15 protein-coding genes are annotated in these 17,416 nt (G+C 56.4%); 11 read left to right on the top strand and 4 right to left on the bottom strand.

What is annotated here, in order from left to right:
- From AC5EFR_RS15440 to AC5EFR_RS15405, 8 genes are read left to right on the top strand one after another with little or no spacing between them, the layout of a single operon-like run.
- Entirely contained in the window at positions 1-474 is a 474-nt protein-coding gene (locus AC5EFR_RS15440) for a DUF2946 family protein (protein ID WP_493576682.1), read from the top strand.
- 38 nt (positions 475-512) lie between these two features.
- Positions 513-2,669: a 4Fe-4S binding protein gene (locus AC5EFR_RS15435; RefSeq protein WP_493576714.1), complete on the top strand. Its 2,157-nt coding sequence runs from the start codon at positions 513-515 to the stop codon at positions 2,667-2,669.
- A gap of 13 nt (positions 2,670-2,682) precedes the next feature.
- Positions 2,683-4,608 (top strand): TAT-dependent nitrous-oxide reductase, encoded by a 1,926-nt coding sequence (nosZ, locus tag AC5EFR_RS15430; RefSeq protein ID WP_493576681.1) that lies wholly within the window; start codon positions 2,683-2,685, stop codon positions 4,606-4,608.
- A 3-nt stretch (positions 4,609-4,611) separates the two neighbouring features.
- Complete coding sequence (locus tag AC5EFR_RS15425) at positions 4,612-5,880, top strand: nitrous oxide reductase family maturation protein NosD (protein WP_493576680.1); 1,269 nt, start codon at positions 4,612-4,614, stop codon at positions 5,878-5,880.
- Complete coding sequence (locus AC5EFR_RS15420; protein WP_493576679.1) at positions 5,870-6,775, top strand: ABC transporter ATP-binding protein; 906 nt, start codon at positions 5,870-5,872, stop codon at positions 6,773-6,775. The genes AC5EFR_RS15425 and AC5EFR_RS15420 overlap by 11 nt, the downstream gene beginning before the upstream one ends.
- Positions 6,772-7,593 carry an ABC transporter permease gene (locus AC5EFR_RS15415; protein ID WP_493576678.1) on the top strand — a complete coding sequence of 274 codons (822 nt, stop codon included), beginning with the start codon at positions 6,772-6,774 and terminating at the stop codon, positions 7,591-7,593. The genes AC5EFR_RS15420 and AC5EFR_RS15415 overlap by 4 nt, the downstream gene beginning before the upstream one ends.
- Positions 7,590-8,111, top strand: a complete 522-nt coding sequence (locus AC5EFR_RS15410; RefSeq protein WP_493576677.1) for a nitrous oxide reductase accessory protein NosL — start codon at positions 7,590-7,592, stop codon at positions 8,109-8,111. Before AC5EFR_RS15415 ends, AC5EFR_RS15410 begins: the two co-directional genes overlap by 4 nt.
- Positions 8,108-8,992: an FAD:protein FMN transferase gene (locus AC5EFR_RS15405; protein WP_493576676.1), complete on the top strand. Its 885-nt coding sequence runs from the start codon at positions 8,108-8,110 to the stop codon at positions 8,990-8,992. The genes AC5EFR_RS15410 and AC5EFR_RS15405 overlap by 4 nt, the downstream gene beginning before the upstream one ends.
- On the opposite strand, the gene uxuA is transcribed toward AC5EFR_RS15405, so the two are convergent.
- Positions 8,989-10,188 (bottom strand): mannonate dehydratase, encoded by a 1,200-nt coding sequence (gene uxuA / locus AC5EFR_RS15400; RefSeq protein ID WP_493576675.1) that lies wholly within the window; start codon positions 10,186-10,188, stop codon positions 8,989-8,991. The genes AC5EFR_RS15405 and uxuA overlap by 4 nt on opposite strands.
- 92 nt (positions 10,189-10,280) lie before the next feature.
- A complete protein-coding gene (locus tag AC5EFR_RS15395) occupies positions 10,281-10,745 on the bottom strand; it encodes an Lrp/AsnC family transcriptional regulator (protein WP_493576674.1) in 465 nt (154 codons plus the stop codon).
- Between the two features lie 95 nt (positions 10,746-10,840).
- Here AC5EFR_RS15395 and AC5EFR_RS15390 point away from each other — a divergent pair, with 95 nt between their 5' ends.
- Complete coding sequence (locus AC5EFR_RS15390) at positions 10,841-12,265, top strand: aminotransferase class V-fold PLP-dependent enzyme (RefSeq protein WP_493576673.1); 1,425 nt, start codon at positions 10,841-10,843, stop codon at positions 12,263-12,265.
- A 15-nt stretch (positions 12,266-12,280) separates the two neighbouring features.
- Here AC5EFR_RS15390 and AC5EFR_RS15385 read toward each other — a convergent pair whose 3' ends face one another.
- Together AC5EFR_RS15385 and AC5EFR_RS15380 are read right to left on the bottom strand one after the other, a co-directional pair.
- Positions 12,281-13,111: an amidohydrolase family protein gene (locus AC5EFR_RS15385; protein ID WP_493576672.1), complete on the bottom strand. Its 831-nt coding sequence runs from the start codon at positions 13,109-13,111 to the stop codon at positions 12,281-12,283.
- A gap of 194 nt (positions 13,112-13,305) precedes the next feature.
- Complete coding sequence (locus tag AC5EFR_RS15380; RefSeq protein ID WP_493576671.1) at positions 13,306-15,195, bottom strand: sensor domain-containing diguanylate cyclase; 1,890 nt, start codon at positions 15,193-15,195, stop codon at positions 13,306-13,308.
- A 159-nt stretch (positions 15,196-15,354) separates the two neighbouring features.
- On the opposite strand from AC5EFR_RS15380, the gene AC5EFR_RS15375 reads away from it, so the two are divergent.
- Positions 15,355-17,079 carry a sensor histidine kinase gene (locus AC5EFR_RS15375; protein ID WP_493576670.1) on the top strand — a complete coding sequence of 575 codons (1,725 nt, stop codon included), beginning with the start codon at positions 15,355-15,357 and terminating at the stop codon, positions 17,077-17,079.
- An 8-nt stretch (positions 17,080-17,087) separates the two neighbouring features.
- Positions 17,088-17,416: response regulator (locus AC5EFR_RS15370; RefSeq protein WP_493576669.1), on the top strand; the 329-nt coding region annotated here is incomplete at its 3' end.

The following is a 17,416-nucleotide window of genomic DNA, read 5'->3' as shown; positions in this document are numbered from 1 at the left end:
ATGATGGTCCCTGTCGCCCAGCTTTTTCACAATATACTGCGCCCCGTGGCGCGGCTGAGAAAGCTGCGTGATTTTTGGGCCGTCTTGGGCGTTGTGGCCCTTTGCCTGCAAAGCTTTGCCCCGACAATGGCGCAGGCTGCTGATCTGGAATGGATGGTCATTTGTTCCGATGACGGGGCCAAATTGGTTCAGGTTGACCTTTCCGAGGGGCAAAACCACGAGCCATGCCCAGATTGTGACGATTGCGCCCTGTGCGCCACCGGGTCGGAAAGCGCCGATCCCACCGACGTTTCAATGATCACAACACATGGTTTGACCGCCCCTCAAACACCTTTTCGCACCGTTCCAATTTTGTGGAACGCCGATTACCTGTGGCCCGTAACACGCGGCCCCCCGAGCGCGAACAATGATAAAAAGGACCGCGTATTCCGCGCGTTCCCGGTGTCGAACTCTAAAAAGGGAGAGGCGCTGTGAACGTAACAAGCGCATTCTTCTCACGCCTGTTTCTTGGCATGAAAATCGGCCTGCTCTGGCTGGTGGCAATGACGGCCCCAGCATTTGCAGACAGCCTAGACAGCTTTTTGCCTGACTTGGTTCCCTCCGAACTGGCCCCCGGCGCAGATGCCTTTGGACCGGTTCGCGATGATGTAAAGGTCGCTCCGATCCTCCAAGCGGGCGAGACCATTGCATGGGCTTTCCTGACCTCTGATTTTGTTGGCACCACCGGCTATTCGGGCAAGCCGATCCACGTTGTTGCGGCCATCGACAATGACGCGGTTCTTACCGGCGTCAAACTTGTCAAACACTCTGAACCAATTGTGTTGATCGGGATTCCCAACTCGAAAATGGTCAAACTGACCGAAGGCTATACCGGTCTTGATCTCAAGGCCGAGGCGGCGTCGGGCGGTGAATCCCACGATCTCGACATCATCTCCGGTGCGACCGTGACGATTATGGTCATTGATGACAGCCTCGTACGGGGCGGTATCAAAGTGTCGCGCGCGCTTGGCCTTGGGGGGCTTGCCCCGGTAACCCGCGATGGTCCACGTCGCGAGGTCGATATGGCCAAGGTTGAGAGGACCGATTGGGCCATCCTGTCGGGTGACGGGTCGGTGCGCCGCATGACCTTGGACATTGGTCAGGTCAACAAAGCCTTTGAGGACATGCCCGATCCGCGTGCCGCCAAGCGCCCCGAAGCGGGTGACCCCGGCGACACCTATATCGACATGCATCTGGCGTTGGTCTCGGTGCCCAGCATCGGCAAATCCCTGCTGGGCGAGGCCGAGTACAACAACATGCTTGAATGGCTCGAAGAGGGTGAGCAGGCGATTTTGGTGCTTGGTCGCGGGGCTTATAGCTTCAAGGGGTCGGGCTATGTTCGCGGCGGGATTTTTGACCGTATCCAGCTTATTCAGGGCGACAATTCGGTTCGCTTCTTTGACAAACAACAACGCCGTCTTGGCGAGCTGGCCACGGATGACAGCCCGAGCTTTGTTGAGCTCGACATCTTTAAAATCCCGGCAGATGCCGAATTTGATCCTACCGAACCCTTCCGTCTGCAACTGCTGGCGCAGCGGTCCGTTGGCGCGCTCGAACGGGTGTTTTTGACCTTCGACCTTGGCTACAAACTGCCGGAGCGTTTCTTGTTGCCCAAGGCCGCTGCGCCAAAAGTGGTCGATGATGCCACGGCCGAAGCCGCCGCAAAAACCGCCCTGTGGCAGCGCATCTGGAAAGACCGCACGGTTGAAATCGCTGTGCTGGGCGTGATGCTATTGGTGCTGACTGCGACGTTCTTCTTCCAGTTCCAAGCCACCATGAATGCGCGCACCTTTTATTGGTTCCGCATCGGGTTTCTCACCATGTCGCTGTTCTTTATCGGCTGGTACGGCAATGCGCAGCTCTCGGTTGTGAACCTCATGGCGCTGGCTGGGAGCCTCAAAGGTGGCTTTACTTGGGACGCGTTCCTGATGGACCCGCTGGTGTTCATTCAATGGTTCGCCATTGCTGCGGCGCTGTTGTTCTGGGGTCGTGGGGCCTATTGCGGCTGGCTGTGCCCATTCGGTGCGCTTCAAGAACTGACCAACAAGATCGCGCGCGCCTTTAAGGTTCCTCAGATCACCCTGCCATGGGGGCTGCATGAACGGCTCTGGGCGGTGAAATACATGATCTTCCTGGGTCTGTTCGGCCTGTCGATGGTGTCGATCCCGCTGGCGGAAACCTATGCCGAGGTCGAACCGTTCAAGACCGCGATCATCCTCAAGTTTGTTCGTGACTGGCCGTTTGTCATCTTTGCCTTGGCGTTGGTGCTGGCCGGTCTCTTCATCGAACGCTTTTACTGCCGCTATCTGTGCCCGCTTGGCGCGGCGCTGGCGATCCCGGCACGGATTCGCATGTTTGACTGGCTGCGCCGGTACAAAGAATGCGGCTCTCCCTGCCAGACCTGTGCCAATGAATGCCCGGTTCAGGCGATCCACCCCACAGGTGAGATCAACCCCAATGAATGTGTCGACTGCCTGCATTGTCAGGTTCTCTATCAGTCCGATGCAAAATGTCCGGTCGTGATCCGCCAAGTCAAACGGCGTGCCAAGGTCGGGTCGGCGGAACTTAAGGTTCCTGCGGGAACACCGCCGACAAATCACCCAAATGCCAAACCCACCAATGTTTCGTGAAGGAGGAACTCCAATGTCCGAAGAAACCAATGAAAAAATGTCGGTAACACGCCGCGGCCTATTGGGCGCGACCGCGACCGGTGCTGCTGTTGCAGCGACTGGCGTCGGCTCTGCCCTTTTGGGTGCAAGCGAAGCCAAGGCGGCCACCGCCGCGAGCTGGCACCTCGCGCCAGGCGACCTTGATGAATACTACGGCTTCTGGTCCTCGGGTCAGACCGGTGAATTGCGCATCCTTGGGATGCCATCCATGCGCGAATTGATGCGTGTTCCGGTCTTTAACCGTTGCTCGGCCACCGGCTGGGGTCAGACCAATGAATCGCTCAAGGTTCTGACCGAAGGTCTGTTGCCTGAAACCAAGGAATACCTCGCTGCAAACGGCAAGGTCACCTATGACAACGGCGATTTGCACCACCCGCATATGTCGTTCACCGACGGCACCTATGACGGCCGTTTCCTATTCATGAACGACAAAGCCAACACCCGTGTGGCCCGTGTGCGTTGTGACGTGATGAAATGCGACAAGATCATCGAGATCCCCAACGCGCATGATATCCACGGTTTGCGTCCACAGAAATTCCCTCGCACCGGGTATGTCTTTGCAAATGGTGAGCACGAAGCACCCCTCGTCAATGATGGCACCATTCTGGATGAGCCAGAGCAGTATGTGAACATCTTCACCGCCATCGACGGTGACGAGATGGAAGTTGCATGGCAGGTGATCGTGTCGGGGAACCTCGACAACACCGATTGTGATTATCAGGGCAAATATGCCTTCTCGACCTCGTATAACTCGGAAATGGGTATGACCCTTGCCGAGATGACCGAAGCCGAGCTTGACCACGTTGTTGTTTTCAACATCAAGGCCATCGAAGAAGCGGTTGCCAATGGCGATTACCAAGAGCTTAAGGGCGTCAAAGTTGTTGATGGCCGCAAAGGTGCGCCGGGCAAACTGACCCGCTACATCCCAATCCCGAACTCGCCACACGGAGTGAACGCGGCTCCGGACAAGCGTCACATCTGTATCAACGGTAAACTGTCGCCAACCGTATCGGTCATCGACGTTGAAAAACTCGACGCTCTGTTTGATGCGGACGCCGATCCACGTTCAGCCGTTGTCGCAGAACCACAGCTGGGTCTCGGCCCGCTCCACACCGCATTCGACAACCGTGGCAACGCCTACACCACCCTCTTCCTTGATAGCCAAGTGGTTAAGTGGAACATCCAAGATGCGATCGCGTCTTATGGCGGTTCCGATGTTGACCCGATCAAAGACAAGGTCGACGTTCACTACCAGCCCGGCCACAACTCGACCTCGATGGGTGAAACCGCCGAAGCAGATGGCAAGTGGCTGATTTCGATGAACAAGTTCTCGAAAGACCGCTTCTTGAATGTGGGTCCGCTCAAGCCTGAAAACGAACAGCTGATCGACATTTCCGGCGACAAGATGAAGGTTGTCCATGACGGCCCAACCTTTGCTGAACCTCACGATAGCATCATTGTTCACCGCTCCAAAGTGACGCCGCTTGATGTTTGGGATCGCAATGACCCAATGTGGGCGGATGCAGCCGCGCAGGCGGCCGCTGACGGTGTTGATCTGGAAGATGGTGCCGAAGAAATCATCCGCGACAAGGACGATCCAACCAAAGTACGTGTCTATATGACATCGGTTGCTCCGGTCTTTTCGTGGGAGAAATTTGAGGTCAACCAAGGCGACGAAGTCACCGTCTATGTCACCAACCTCGATGACGTTGATGACGTAACCCACGGGTTCTGTATGGCCAACTTTGGTGTCGCGATGGAAGTCGGACCACAGGCAACCGCATCGGTCACCTTTGTGGCCGAACGTCCCGGTGTTCACTGGTTCTACTGCCAGTGGTTCTGCCACGCGCTGCATATGGAAATGCGCGGCCGTATGTTCGTAAAACCACGCGAGGCGTAAGACATGCATTGGCTCCTGTCCCTCTCAACATTCCTAGCTTTGGTCGTTTTCTCCCCAGTATCGGCCAAGGTTTGGGATGTCCCAGTGCAGGACGGAGCCATTGCTGAAACCTTGGCTCAGGCGGCGGATGGCGACACCCTCCGCCTGAGCCCCGGCACCTATTTTGAAAATGTGGTGCTTGATCGGCCGATGTTTTTGGATGGCATGGGCCATGCGATCATTGACGCCGGTGGCACCGGTAGCGTGATCACCGTGACCGGTGATGGCGTGACCGTGCAAAACGTAACTGTTCAAGGGTCGGGCAACAGCCATGACACCATCGACAGCGGCATTCAGCTCAAGAAAACCGCCTATGCTCCGCAAATCCTGAACAATGTGGTCTTGGGCAATCTCTACGGAATTGACATCCACGGTGCCAAAGACGCCATGGTCCAAGGCAACCGGATCGAAGGGCGTCTTGACCGCCATATGAATATTCGCGGCAATGGTGTTTACGTCTGGAACGCCCCCGGTGCCACGGTTGACAACAACGATATTCGGTGGGGCCGCGATGGGATTTTCGTGAACTCCTCCAAAAAAAACACCTTTACCAACAATCTGTTCCGCGATCTGCGTTTTGCAGTTCACTATATGTATGCCGACAACTCTATCGTCGCCAACAATGTCTCAATCGGCAATGATCTGGGCTATGCGGTGATGTTCACCACCAACGTCAAAGTCACCGACAATGTGTCGATTGATGACCGCGAACATGGGGTGATGATGAACTATGCGAACAAATCCGAAATCCGCGGCAACTATGTGCGCGGCGCCAAGGAAAAATGTTCGTTCCTCTATAATTCCAACCGCAACACCTTTGCCGACAATTGGTTCGAAGGCTGTGGGATTGGCATCCATTTCACCGCCGGGTCTCAGGATAACCGCATCCTTGGCAATGCCTTTGTTGGCAACCGCACACAGGTGAAACTGGTCTCGACCGATTGGCACGAATGGTCCGAAAATGGCCGTGGCAATTATTGGTCCGATAATGCCAGCTTTGATGTCGATGGTGACGGGATCGGCGATCAGCCATACCGCCCCAACGATAGCATGGATCACGTGCTTTGGACCCAGCCAAGCGCGAAATTGTTGCTCGGATCACCGGCGGTTCAATTGGTACGCTGGTCGCAATCCGCATTTCCGGCGCTGTTGCCGGGCGGGGTGGTCGATAGCCACCCGATTATGAAACCCGTCAAACCCGACGCCTTTCGAAAGGTCCCCCATGACGGCTGATGTTTTGAATATCTCCAACGTTGACAAAGATCGCGGCAAGACGCGCGTCTTGAATGATGTGTCGCTGATGGTGCAGCCGGGCGAACGTGTGGCTCTGCTCGGCCACAACGGGGCCGGTAAATCGACGCTGATCAAGTCGATCCTTGGGTTGACGCCTATTCATAGCGGCGCGATCACCGTTGACGGCGCGGCCCCCGGAACCGGCGCGGCCCGTCGCGCGACCGCCTATTTGCCCGAAGCCGTGTCATTTCACCCGGCTTTGACCGGGCGGGAACAGCTCACCTTGTTTGCCAAGCTTGACGGGGCCAAGGCAGATATCGCTGGCTTGCTAGAGCGTGTCGGCCTGTCCGATGCCTTGGATCGCCGGATTGGCACCTATTCCAAGGGTATGCGGCAACGACTTGGTTTGGCGCAGGTTTTGCTCGGCAAACCTGCCGTCGCTTTACTTGATGAACCGACAAGCGGCCTTGACCCGATTTCACGCCAAGATCTCTATGCGATAATTGACCAACTGGCGGGGCAGGGGACGGCGGTGCTCATCGCCTCGCATGCCCTGACCGAGGTCGAGGCGCGCACCGATCGTATCGCCATCATGAGCAAGGGCCATTTGGTCGCTGATGACACATTGACCGGCTTGTCGCGCCGCGCCGGATTGCCGATCCGCTTGCGGGTGCGGGCCTCAAAAGATGCTGATGCGATTGCCGCCCAAATCGGCGGGCAACGGATCAACGGGGCCTCGGTCGAACTCAACTGCACACCGGATGATAAAATGGCGCAGCTGCGCCGGATCACCGATTTAGGCGACGCGGTGGCTGATCTCGAAATCACCCCGCCCAAGCTCGAAGACCTGTACCGCCATTTCGCGGCCCAAGACGCATCGGAGGATTTGTCATGACCCGCGCCCTTGCCATTGCCTCTTGTGAAATGCGCATCCTGCAACGCAACCTATGGTTGGTTGTGGCCACGGTGATCATGGTGCTGTTTGCGCTGGCGTTGACCTTTGCCGGCTCTGCCCCGACGGGGGCGCTTGGGGTCGACATGCTGACCATTTCGGTGGCGTCTATGACCACCCTGTCCGTCTATCTCGCCCCGCTTTTGGCGTTGATGATCTCCTTTGATGCCATCGCCGGGGACGCGGATCGCGGGTCATTGGCCCTTTTGCTCTCGTACCCAGCCAGCCGTGGCGAAGTTTTGCTCGGCAAGTTCATTGCCCATCTTGGTGCTTTGGCCATCGCCATGATCATCGGCTTTGGCTCTGCCGGGATGGTGGCAGCGTGGTTCGGTGGGGCAGGGGCCGAAAGCCTGCTGGCGCTGGCCCGTCTCATCGCCACCTCGATCATTTTGGGTGCCGTGTTCATCACGTTGGGCTACTTGGTATCGTCGCTTGCCACGTCCTCAACCGCTGCGGCGGGGATGAGCGCGGGCCTGTGGTTGATCTTTGTGGTGCTCTATGACCTTGGCCTTTTGGGCGCGGTTGTGATGGACGAAGGCGGCAGCTTTACCCAAACGATTTTCCCTTGGCTGATGGTCGCCAACCCAGCCGACGCCTTCCGGGTTTGGAACATCGCGGCCTCCGAAGGTGTCGCGCTGACCAGCGGCATGACCGGTGCCGCACAGGCTTTGCCGATTTGGGCGGCTCCGGCCTCGCTCTTGGCGTGGCCCTTGATTGGGTTCGCGGCGGCGCGTTTGGCCTTCCGGAGGATTGAACCATGAGATTTGTCCTTTTGGCTCTGGTCACACTCACATTGACCGCCTGTCAGGAAGAAGAAGCCAAAGCGCCGCCACCGCCGGTGGACATGACCGCCGAAGCGCTCAGCTTTTTCTGTCAGATGAACATCTCTGATCACGGCGGCCCCAAGGCGCAAATCCATCTCGAAGGCTATCCCGCCCCGATCTTTTTCGCCCAAGTCCGCGATATGGTCGCCTATCTCAAAAGCCCGGAACGCGACGCCAAAATCCTTGCCGTCTACGTGAGCGACATGAGCATGGCCGCAAGTTGGGAAGAACCGGGCACCAGCAACTGGATTTTTGCGGATGGCGCCCAATATGTTGTCGGCGCGCCGGTTCGGGGTGGCATGGGTGCGCCAGAGATTGTACCATTTGGCACCTATGAAGGCGCAGAAGCTTTCACTACAAAATACGGCGGGCAGGTCTTGCCAATGTCCGAAATTCCCGACGACGCCGCGCTTGGCGCCGTCAATCTGGCGCAAGTGTTGGAGACCCCGTCATGACTGTTTTTTCTCGCCGCCGATTTTTGACCATTGCCGCCGCATCCGGCGCTTTGGCGGCTGGCCCCCTGTCTGCGGCGACGCCGATGGCGCGCTGGTCGGGTCGGGCGTTGGGCGCTGGCGCGTCGATGCAATTGGTTGGGCTGGATGACACCTCTGCAAGTGCGGTCTTTGCCGAGGTTGAGGCCGAAATCCTGCGGCTTGAGGCGATTTTCAGCCTGTACCAACCCGCCAGCGAGTTATCGCGCCTGAACCGGGATGGTGTGCTTGAGGCCCCATCGTTTGATCTGTTGCAGGTGCTTAGCCTGTCGACCCGCCTGCATGCCGCCACCGGTGGCCGGTTCGATCCGAGCATTCAGCCGCTTTGGCATGCCAAGGCAACACGGGGTGATGTTGAAGCGGCCAAAGCGTTGATCGGTTGGGATAAAATCCAATATGACAGCGCGCGCGTGACCCTTGGCAAAGGTCAGGCATTGACCTTCAACGGCATCGCCCAAGGCTATATCACCGACAAGATTGCGGCGCGCCTGCGTGAACATGGGCTACGTGATGTTCTTGTCGATATGGGGGAGGTCATGGGCCTTGGTGCCCGCGCCGATGGCACTCCTTGGAAGCTCGGCGTGACCACTCCCACCGGCGAAATCGTGCAACGGGTTCAGCTAAGCGATCGCGCCATTGCGACCTCGGCGGCTGAGGGTACCATTTTGGCCGAGGGGTCGCATATTCTGCATCCCGCTGGCCAGGTGTCGGCCCATGGTCTTGTCTCGGTCTCTGCATCAACTGCGGCTTTGGCCGATGGCTTGTCGACGGCGCTTTGCCTGATGGACGACGCATCCGAGGTTTTGGCCCAGTTCCCGGATGCCAAGCTAGAGTTTCGCGCCTAAGACGCGCAAGCCGCCATCACGCCCCGCAATTCCGCCAGCCCGCGCATCCGCCCCAAAAGCGGATAACCGGGCTGACCACCTTGTTGAAGATCATAGAGCAGGTCCTGACCATGGTCGGGCCGCATCGGGATTTGCCAATCGCTGCGCCCTTGCGCCTTGCGCTTGGCTTCTTCGGCCATCAGCGCGCGGATTGTCGCCACCATGTTGGTGTCACCACTAAGGTGTAAGTCTTCGTAAAAGCTGGATTTGTCGCCATCATAAGGGGCAAGCCGCGTGGTATTGCGCAGATGTGCAAAATGGATGCGATCGCCAAGCCGTTCGACAAAGCGCACCGGATCAAACGCCGGATCAACCCCCAGCGAGCCGGTGCAAAAGGTGATCCCTGAGGCCGGGCTATCAACGGCGGCGCAGATTTTCGTATAGTCTTCTTCGGTCGACATGATGCGCGGCAACCCCAACAAGGGAAACGGTGGATCATCCGGATGGCAACACAGGCGCAGCCCGAGTTCCTCGGCCAAAGGCGTCACTTCCTTTAGAAAATCCACCAGATTGGCGCGCAATTGATCGGCGGAAATGGCGTCATAACTGGCGAGATGGCCGCGCACGTCCTCAAGCGACCAATTGTCATTTGCGCCGGGCAATCCGGCAACAATGTTATTTTGCAACATACGTTTTTGGATGTCATCCAAACCGTCAAATCGGGCTTTGGCTTCGGCGACAGTCTCGGCACTAAACTCGGCCTGTGCGGCGGGGCGTTTTAGGATGAAAAGATCAAAGGCGGCGAAATCAACGACGTCAAAATGCATCGCGGTACCGCCATGGGGCATTTTCTTGGCCAGATCGGTGCGGGTCCAATCTAAAACCGGCATAAAGTTGTAACAGATCACCTCAAGACCACAGGCCGCCAGATTGCGCATACTTTCGCGATAGGCCTCGATATGGGCGCGATAATCCGGGCCTTTGGTTTTGATGGTTTCCGACACTGGAAGGCTTTCGACCACCTCCCAAGTGATGCCGGTGGGGTCGGTTTCGGGCTGTGCAATTTCGCGCTGGCGCTGCTTGATTTCATCCCGCGTCCAAACCGCACCGGGAAGGATGTGATGCAGGGCGGAAACAACGCCTTCGACACCCACCTGAGGCAGGGCCGCCATGTCAATAATGTCTGCTGGTCCAAACCAGCGCCATGTCTGCCGCATTGTCTCACTCTCCCAATGGTACCGCTACCGGTGGCGTTGGTATACCATTTGCGATGGGCAGGACAAGGGGGGGGACGGGGCCGGGCACCTGATCAGGCGGGTAAATCGCGCCCGTCTGCAATGGCTTCCATCGTGATATAGGACGTGACCGATTCAAGCTCAAAATCCCGGATCAGGCGCTGATAAATGCGGTCAAAATCATTCATATCCCGCGCCACGATCTTGAGCATGTAATCATAGTCCCCAGCGATGCGGAAAAAGTCGATGACATTCTCAATCGCAAGCACCGAGCGGCGAAACGCATCAAGCCAGTCCGCCGAATGATGTCGAGTGCGCAGCATGACAAAAACGGTCAAGCCTAGGCCCACAGCCTGTGGATCAAGCCGGATGGTTTGCCCGGTGATCACACCGATCTGGCGCAATTTGGTCAGCCGCCGCCAACAAGAGTTTTGCGACAGCCCGACTTTCTCGGCCAATTCGCGTTGCGACAAGGACGCATCACGTTGCAAGGCCCGTAAGATGGCTTTGTCGAGGTTATCTAGGCTTTCATCGTTCATTTGATAGTTATAAGGCCTTATTCGTGTAGAAGTTGGTGAGGATTATTGAAAACAGTAGGGGCATTCTCCTCTTAGCGCAACGCAGGAGACCTCACATGCCCCTTTCACTTGATCGAACATCCCCCTTCTTCTCCTTTCAAAAACAGATCAACGGGAGCGACAGCCACGGTCGCCTAAGGGCAGGGTTGATCGGTGAAGGCATGGAAATTTCGGGCCCGTTTGGTCCCAAACCACTGATATACGCCGATTATGTGGCCTCTGGTCGCGCCCTGGTTCAGGTCGAGGACTTTGTCACGCGCCACGTCTTGCCGCATTATGCCAACAGCCATACCGAAGCTTCGTTTTGTGGTCAGCAGATGACACGCCTACGGGCGCAGGCGCGCAAAATCATTGGTGCGCTATGCGGCGCAGGTGACAAGCATGCCGTCATTTTCACCGGATCGGGCGCGACCGCTGGGCTTAACCGGTTGGTGCATTTGTTTGGCGCGGGGCCGGAGACGGTGGTTTTGATCGGCCCCTATGAGCACCATTCGAATATTTTACCTTGGCGGGAAAGCGGCGCAACGGTGATCGAAATTCCCGAAGACGAAAACGGTGGCCCCAGCATGATGGCGCTCGAAGACGCCCTCAAGGCCAACCAAGGACGTCACATCATTGGCAGTTTTTCGGCCGCGTCCAATGTCACCGGGATCATGACCGATGTGAAAACCGTCAGCTGGATTTTGAAATCGCACGGCGCCTTGGCGATCTGGGATTACGCGGGCGGCGGCCCCTATATGAATATGGATATCGGCCTTGCTGACGCGATCGTGACCTCTCCGCACAAGTTCATCGGAGGGCCGGGGGCGTCGGGTGTGATGATCCTACGCAAGGCCGCCGTGCGTCACACGACACCCAGTTTGCCGGGGGGCGGCACGGTCTCTTTTGTGTCGCCTTGGGGGCATGATTATTCCGACGATGTGGCAACCCGCGAAGAGGCCGGCACCCCCAATGTGATCGGCGATATTCGTGCGGCGCTGGCGTTTATGGTTAAGGATGCCATTGGCCAGCCTTTCATTTCCGATCGCTTGGCCTCCTTGCGCGAGCGCGCGTTGACGACATGGGATCACACGCCGGGACTGCGGATTTTGGGGAATGCCAAGGCCAAAGCCTTGCCGATTTTTTCCTTTCAGATGCGTGACCCTGCTGGCTCTTTGGTTCATCAGCAACTCGTGACGCGTATGTTGTCGGATGCTTTTGGTATTCAGGCGCGCGGCGGCTGTGCCTGTGCGGGCCCCTATGCGCATCGCTTGCTTGGGATCGAGGCAAAGCAATCAGCGCATTTGCGGTCCGAAATCTTAGCCGGGCAAGAGGTTGAAAAACCGGGTTGGACACGCCTAGGGTTTTCGCCATTGATGACCGAGGCCAAGGTAGATCAAATCGTTGCTGCTGTTGTAAAATTGGCCCGCGACCCCCATGCCTTTAGTGGGGTTTATCAACTTGATCCGCACACCGCGCGTTTTCGCCCCAAGGCGGCTTGAGTTTCGGGGCCGTGCTCACATCCCATAAAACCGGGCGGCGGTTTGGCCAAGAATGTCGGCCTGTTCCTCAGACCCGAGGTCGCAAATCAGGCTTTGCAGGCAGGTGAACCATTGTGAATATGAACCATCCAATTCAAGCACCGGCCAATCGCTGCCCCACATTAGGCGCGACGGTCCAAAGCATGTGATCAAATGATCGACGGTAGGTTTGAGCGTGTCCGCAGACCAACCGGGGCCAAATTCGGTCGCCAGACCCGAAATCTTGCAATGCATTTGCGGATGCTTGGCCAGTTTCGCAATGCCTTGCAGCCAGTCGTCGCTCAAAGCGGTGCCGCCGCGAATGATGGGTTTGGCGGCATGGTCAATCACAATTGGCAAACTCGGGATCGCCCAGGCCAGTTTGTCGATGCTGGGAAGGTGGCGCGGCTGAATCAGCGCGTCAAACCGCAGATCCAATTCTGGCAACAGCCGCAGGTTCTCCATGACATTGGGTTGCAAAATCCATTCTGAATCTTCGAGGCCTTGCAACACCGGGCGGACACCTTTGATCAATGGATGTTGCGCAAACGCCTTTAGGGTTTGCGGCGCGGTTGGGTCGCTTAGATCGAGCCAGGCGACAATGGCCCCGATAAAGGGGGCTTGCGCTGCTAGGTCGAGCATGAAGTCATTTTCGGACAGGGTTTCAGCGGCCTGAACCAAGACCGTTTTGTCGACCTTCAAATGGTCGAGATAAGGGGCGAGATGCGGCGGGGCATAATCGCGCCGAATGCCAGAGATACTGTCATCAATCCAATCGGTGACACCACGATCAATCTGCCAGAAATGGTGATGGGCATCTATGATCATAGCAGGTTCTCCAATGGCCCGGTTTCTCGCCGAACATGTGACACTGCGTGGGGGCAGTCTCGGCCGGGACTACAAAACGCGACTGATAATGGTGGGTGCCATGCTGTGACACAAGGTCAATTTAAAACGCTTTTTGTAGCGCTGTCACCTAAAACGCAGGCAACGAAAGATGCTTGTGTCACACGGTGGGATGCTCAGTGCGGCCGGTAAAACCCAAACCCGCTCTGCCCGGATCGTTTGACTTGATACATGGCAAGATCTGACTGCATCATTTGTTTTTCGTAATCACGCTCCGTCGCCTCGGCAAGTGAAATGCCGACACTACACCCGATTTCAAGGTGGTTTCCCTCAATTTCAAAGGGTTGAGTCAGCGTTTCGACAATCACCTTCGCCAATCGTTCCAAAACATGCTTGGCCTCATTCGGCGAACATTTCAGCAAGATTGCGAACTCATCTCCACCAAGCCGGGCCACGAGATCCCCTGAGCGAACCGAGGCACGCAGCCTGTCGGACACATGTTTCAACAGCTTGTCTCCGACATGATGGCCATGGGTATCGTTCACGTTTTTGAACTTGTTCAAGTCCAGCATAACCAGAGCGATTTCATCCCCGTTTTCCATGGCGACTTTTGCCCAGAGATTGAAGTCTTCTTCTAATTTCAAGCGATTAGGGAGGCCGGTCAAAGCATCGTGCAGCGAGGCATGCTTGACTTTTTCTTCGGCATTTGCCCGTTCTGTAATGTCTGTGTGGGTGCCGACCCATCCCCCGTCCGGCATCGGCGCATGGGTTGTCGAGATAATTTTGCCATTGCCAAGGCGAAATTCGGCGGAAACGGGTTCCCCCAGAGCCAACTGGGAATATAGACGTTCCAGATGTTCATTAACGTCAGGTTTGAAATCCCCGCGGTTTGCCTCAGCTTCCAGAAGCTCCTGCAGGGTGACACCATGACGAATTTCATGCTTGGGCTTGTTGAAAATTTCGATGTAGTTGTCGTTCCACGTTGTCAGCCTTGAATCGCTGTCAAAAACGGAAACACCCTGTTCCATTCGGTCTAGAATAGTGCGCAGTTCCATACTGGTTTTCTTGGCAATTGCCTCGGATTCCTGAATTTTATGTTCGAACTCTTTGCGATCGGTGATGTCTCGGACGGTTCCAATCAACCCGGTCACAGTGCCATCTTCGACCAATGGTGTCCCAACGGTATGGACCCAGATTTTCCGACCTTTCGCTGTTATGACTTCGGCTTCGACGTCCCAATCAATTCTATTCTCAATGGCCTCTCCGACCACCGCAGAAATAATGTCACGGGACTCAGGTTCATAGAAGGCCAACGCAGCTTCAAGATCTGGTTCATAGTCAGACGGAACGTCGTGAATGCGCTTGGTTTGATCCGTCCAAAACAACGTGTTTGTCTCAAGCGACAGTTCCCAACCGCCGACACCGGACACTTCGGTTATTCGATCCAACATCGACGCGGTGCGTTGGGTGGATTTTGCTTTGTCGGTCACGGATATGGCCGCATCTAGGGCCATTCGTTCACTTTCAAATGTTCGCAGCAACCCTTCAACAGCGGTTCCCAACAACTTGAGTTGTTGTTCTTGTTTTTCTGTCAGGACACGCGGTTTGCGGTCGATGACACAGAAAGAGCCAAGTTTTTTCTCCCCGTCTGTCGAAATGGGATAGCCAGCATAGAAACGAATGTTGGGATCGCCGGTGACCAAGGGGTTGTCGCGAAACCGATCATCCAATTGAGCATCCTCGACAATGAAAACATCGTCCCCATGTATGGCATGGGCGCAAAAAGAGGCATCGCGAGACGTGGAGTCGGCCTCAAGGCCGTGTTTTGATTTGAACCATTGTTCGTCTTGACCAACAATAGATACCAACGCAATCGGACAGTCCAGAATGTCGGCGGCCAAAGTTGTTAACGCGTCAAATTCAGGCGTGCGAGGAGATTGGATCAGCTGGAGCCAATCCAAATATTCCAAACGTTCAGTTTCATTTGCCAGAGGCGGGGCAATCATTGCGGTGCGCCCTTTGCGTAAAGGTCCATCCATTTTCAAGCCGGGCAGGTCATTTCGCATTCTTGTCTCAGACTCAATTTACAAATCGTTAACGATGATCGAGAGATAAGCATCCATCCTCTGTCTGTCACTAACAAGCATCAGTTGAAACTGAACGGCATCGGGTCGCTCGGTCAGGCTCCACTTGCTTTTTCACAAAAAAACCGCCAGTCGAAAAGAATGCGCAGACTGCCATTCATTTTGTCGATTCTGGCCACCCTCGTCGCTGCCATCGTGGTTTTTCGGGTGTCTTATGCGTATTTCCATTCCGAAGAGCTGTCGCGTGCTCAGGGCCGGTTGTCTTTGTACCAAAGCTCGGTCTCGGCCGAGATTGACCGATTTTCCCATCTCACCTTTGTTTTGGCGCGTGACAGCCATGTCATTGCCACGGCAGAAGGGCGCGCGACCGGGGCGCTCAACCAGCGTTTCGAAGAGTTTTCGCAACAGGCTGGCCTTGGCGCGATCTATCTTATGGCGCTGGATGGGGTGGCGATTGCGGCGTCAAATCACAACACACCGTCTAGTTTTGTTGGCCAAAGTTATGCGTTTCGCCCCTATTTTCAGGATGCGCTAAGCGGCCGGCAGGGGCGATTTTATGCTATCGGCACAACCACCGGACTGCCGGGGTATTTCATCGCTGATGCGGTTGCGGGCCGCTCTGGACCTAGTGGCGTTGTCGCCATCAAGATCGAGTTTTCGGCCCTTGAGGATAGCTGGTACAATTCGGGGGAACAGGTGTTGTTGGCCAACGAAGATGGGGTTGTCTTGCTGTCCTCTGATCCGGAATGGCGTTACAAAACGCTGAGCCCTCTAAGTGCGCAGCAACGCGAAACAATCACCGCGGCGCGGCAATTTCCCGGTCAGGCCTTGCAAGAACTTGATTGGCAAGAGCAAGCGGACTCTTGGGCGCGGATTGGTCCGAACCGGCGTATTCATTTAACCACCGATGCGCTGCCGCATGGCTGGCAATTGCACTATTTCGCCAGCGATGATCGCGCGGCCACCCGGAGTTGGTTGGTCACCGCTTTGGTGATTTTTGCGGCCGCTTTGGCCTTGATCGTGACACAGGTTCAACGCGCCCGTCGGGTCGGTGCGGCCCTGCGTCGGTCGGAAAACGAAGAGGCCGAGCTGCGCAAAGCCAATGAACGTTTGGCGGTTGAGATTGAGGATCGTCGTACCGCCGAACGCCGCTTGAAACGCACGCAAAGCGAGCTGGAACAGGCGAGCCGACTGGCCGCTTTGGGACAGCTATCCGCCTCAGTCACCCATGAGCTCGGTCAACCGATTGCCGCGATGCGCAATCATTTGGTTGCAGCTGAATTCGGCGGTCAGGCCCAGCCCGGCTTTCTTGGCAAAATCACCGGCTTGGTGGATCGGATGGAAGGGATCACCCGGCAACTTAAATTCTTTGCGCGCTCTGATAGCGAGGGCTTCAAAGGGGTCGATCTACGCGATGCGGTCAAGGCGGCACTGGCTTTGGTTGATCCCAATATCGCCGCTTTGGGCGCGCAGATCAGCGTTGAAATGCCCGACACAAGGGCCCCCCTGCGCGGAAGTCGGCTTCGTATCGAACAGGTTCTGACCAACCTGTTGCGCAACGCTCTGGATGCCGTCGAAGACAGCGATGATCCCAAACTGTTTGTGACTGTTACGAGCACGCAAACCGAGACCCGGTTTGAGTTGCGCGACAATGGCCATGGCCTAGGGGAAGCGACCTTGGCCGAGCTTCAGGAACCCTTTGTCACAACCCGCGAAAGTGGTCGTGGGATGGGGCTTGGTCTGGCAATTTCAGCGAGCATTGTCCAAGATCACGGCGGCACCATGAGCGCGATGAATGCCCCTCAGGGCGGGGCGATTTTCCGTGTTTCCTTTCCCGTGCCGCCCTTAGAAAGCCCCTCAGAATGACCGGCAAAATGACCCAGCAACCCGCTCTCAAAGTTCTTGTTGTTGACGATGACAAATCCATGCGGCTTTCGCTTGTCGAATTGCTTGAGGCCGCTGGCTGGCAGGTGCAGGCCTTGGCGCGCGCCGCGTTGGTCGCCGATACGCTAGGGCATTTTCAGGCCGACGTGATCTTGTCCGATGTGCGGATGCCGGGCATGTCCGGGCTGGAACTTTTGGCCAGTTTGGATCGTGCCGAAGCCCCACCAATGGTGTTGATTTCCGCCCATGGGGACATTCCGATGGCGGTGCAGGCGATCCAGCAAGGGGCCTATAGTTTCATTGAAAAACCCTATGAGCC

The organism is Pelagimonas sp., assembly GCF_058892305.1.
Note: the sequence above shows the minus strand (reverse complement) of the source record. Positions and strands in the feature narration are given on the sequence as shown.

What these genes read in the sequence shown, in the direction of transcription:
- nosZ (WP_493576681.1), top strand. Translation starts at nt 2,683, where the DNA reads ATGTCCGAAGAAACCAATGAAAAAATGTCGGTAACACGCCGCGGCCTA.
- AC5EFR_RS15385 (WP_493576672.1), bottom strand. Translation starts at nt 13,111, where the DNA reads ATGATCATAGATGCCCATCACCATTTCTGGCAGATTGATCGTGGTGTC.
- AC5EFR_RS15395 (WP_493576674.1), bottom strand. Translation starts at nt 10,745, where the DNA reads ATGAACGATGAAAGCCTAGATAACCTCGACAAAGCCATCTTACGGGCC.
- AC5EFR_RS15375 (WP_493576670.1), top strand. Translation starts at nt 15,355, where the DNA reads ATGCGCAGACTGCCATTCATTTTGTCGATTCTGGCCACCCTCGTCGCT.
- AC5EFR_RS15440 (WP_493576682.1), top strand. Translation starts at nt 1, where the DNA reads ATGATGGTCCCTGTCGCCCAGCTTTTTCACAATATACTGCGCCCCGTG.
- AC5EFR_RS15420 (WP_493576679.1), top strand. Translation starts at nt 5,870, where the DNA reads ATGACGGCTGATGTTTTGAATATCTCCAACGTTGACAAAGATCGCGGC.
- AC5EFR_RS15425 (WP_493576680.1), top strand. Translation starts at nt 4,612, where the DNA reads ATGCATTGGCTCCTGTCCCTCTCAACATTCCTAGCTTTGGTCGTTTTC.
- AC5EFR_RS15380 (WP_493576671.1), bottom strand. Translation starts at nt 15,195, where the DNA reads ATGCGAAATGACCTGCCCGGCTTGAAAATGGATGGACCTTTACGCAAA.
- uxuA (WP_493576675.1), bottom strand. Translation starts at nt 10,188, where the DNA reads ATGCGGCAGACATGGCGCTGGTTTGGACCAGCAGACATTATTGACATG.
- AC5EFR_RS15415 (WP_493576678.1), top strand. Translation starts at nt 6,772, where the DNA reads ATGACCCGCGCCCTTGCCATTGCCTCTTGTGAAATGCGCATCCTGCAA.
- AC5EFR_RS15435 (WP_493576714.1), top strand. Translation starts at nt 513, where the DNA reads ATGAAAATCGGCCTGCTCTGGCTGGTGGCAATGACGGCCCCAGCATTT.
- AC5EFR_RS15405 (WP_493576676.1), top strand. Translation starts at nt 8,108, where the DNA reads ATGACTGTTTTTTCTCGCCGCCGATTTTTGACCATTGCCGCCGCATCC.
- AC5EFR_RS15410 (WP_493576677.1), top strand. Translation starts at nt 7,590, where the DNA reads ATGAGATTTGTCCTTTTGGCTCTGGTCACACTCACATTGACCGCCTGT.
- AC5EFR_RS15390 (WP_493576673.1), top strand. Translation starts at nt 10,841, where the DNA reads ATGCCCCTTTCACTTGATCGAACATCCCCCTTCTTCTCCTTTCAAAAA.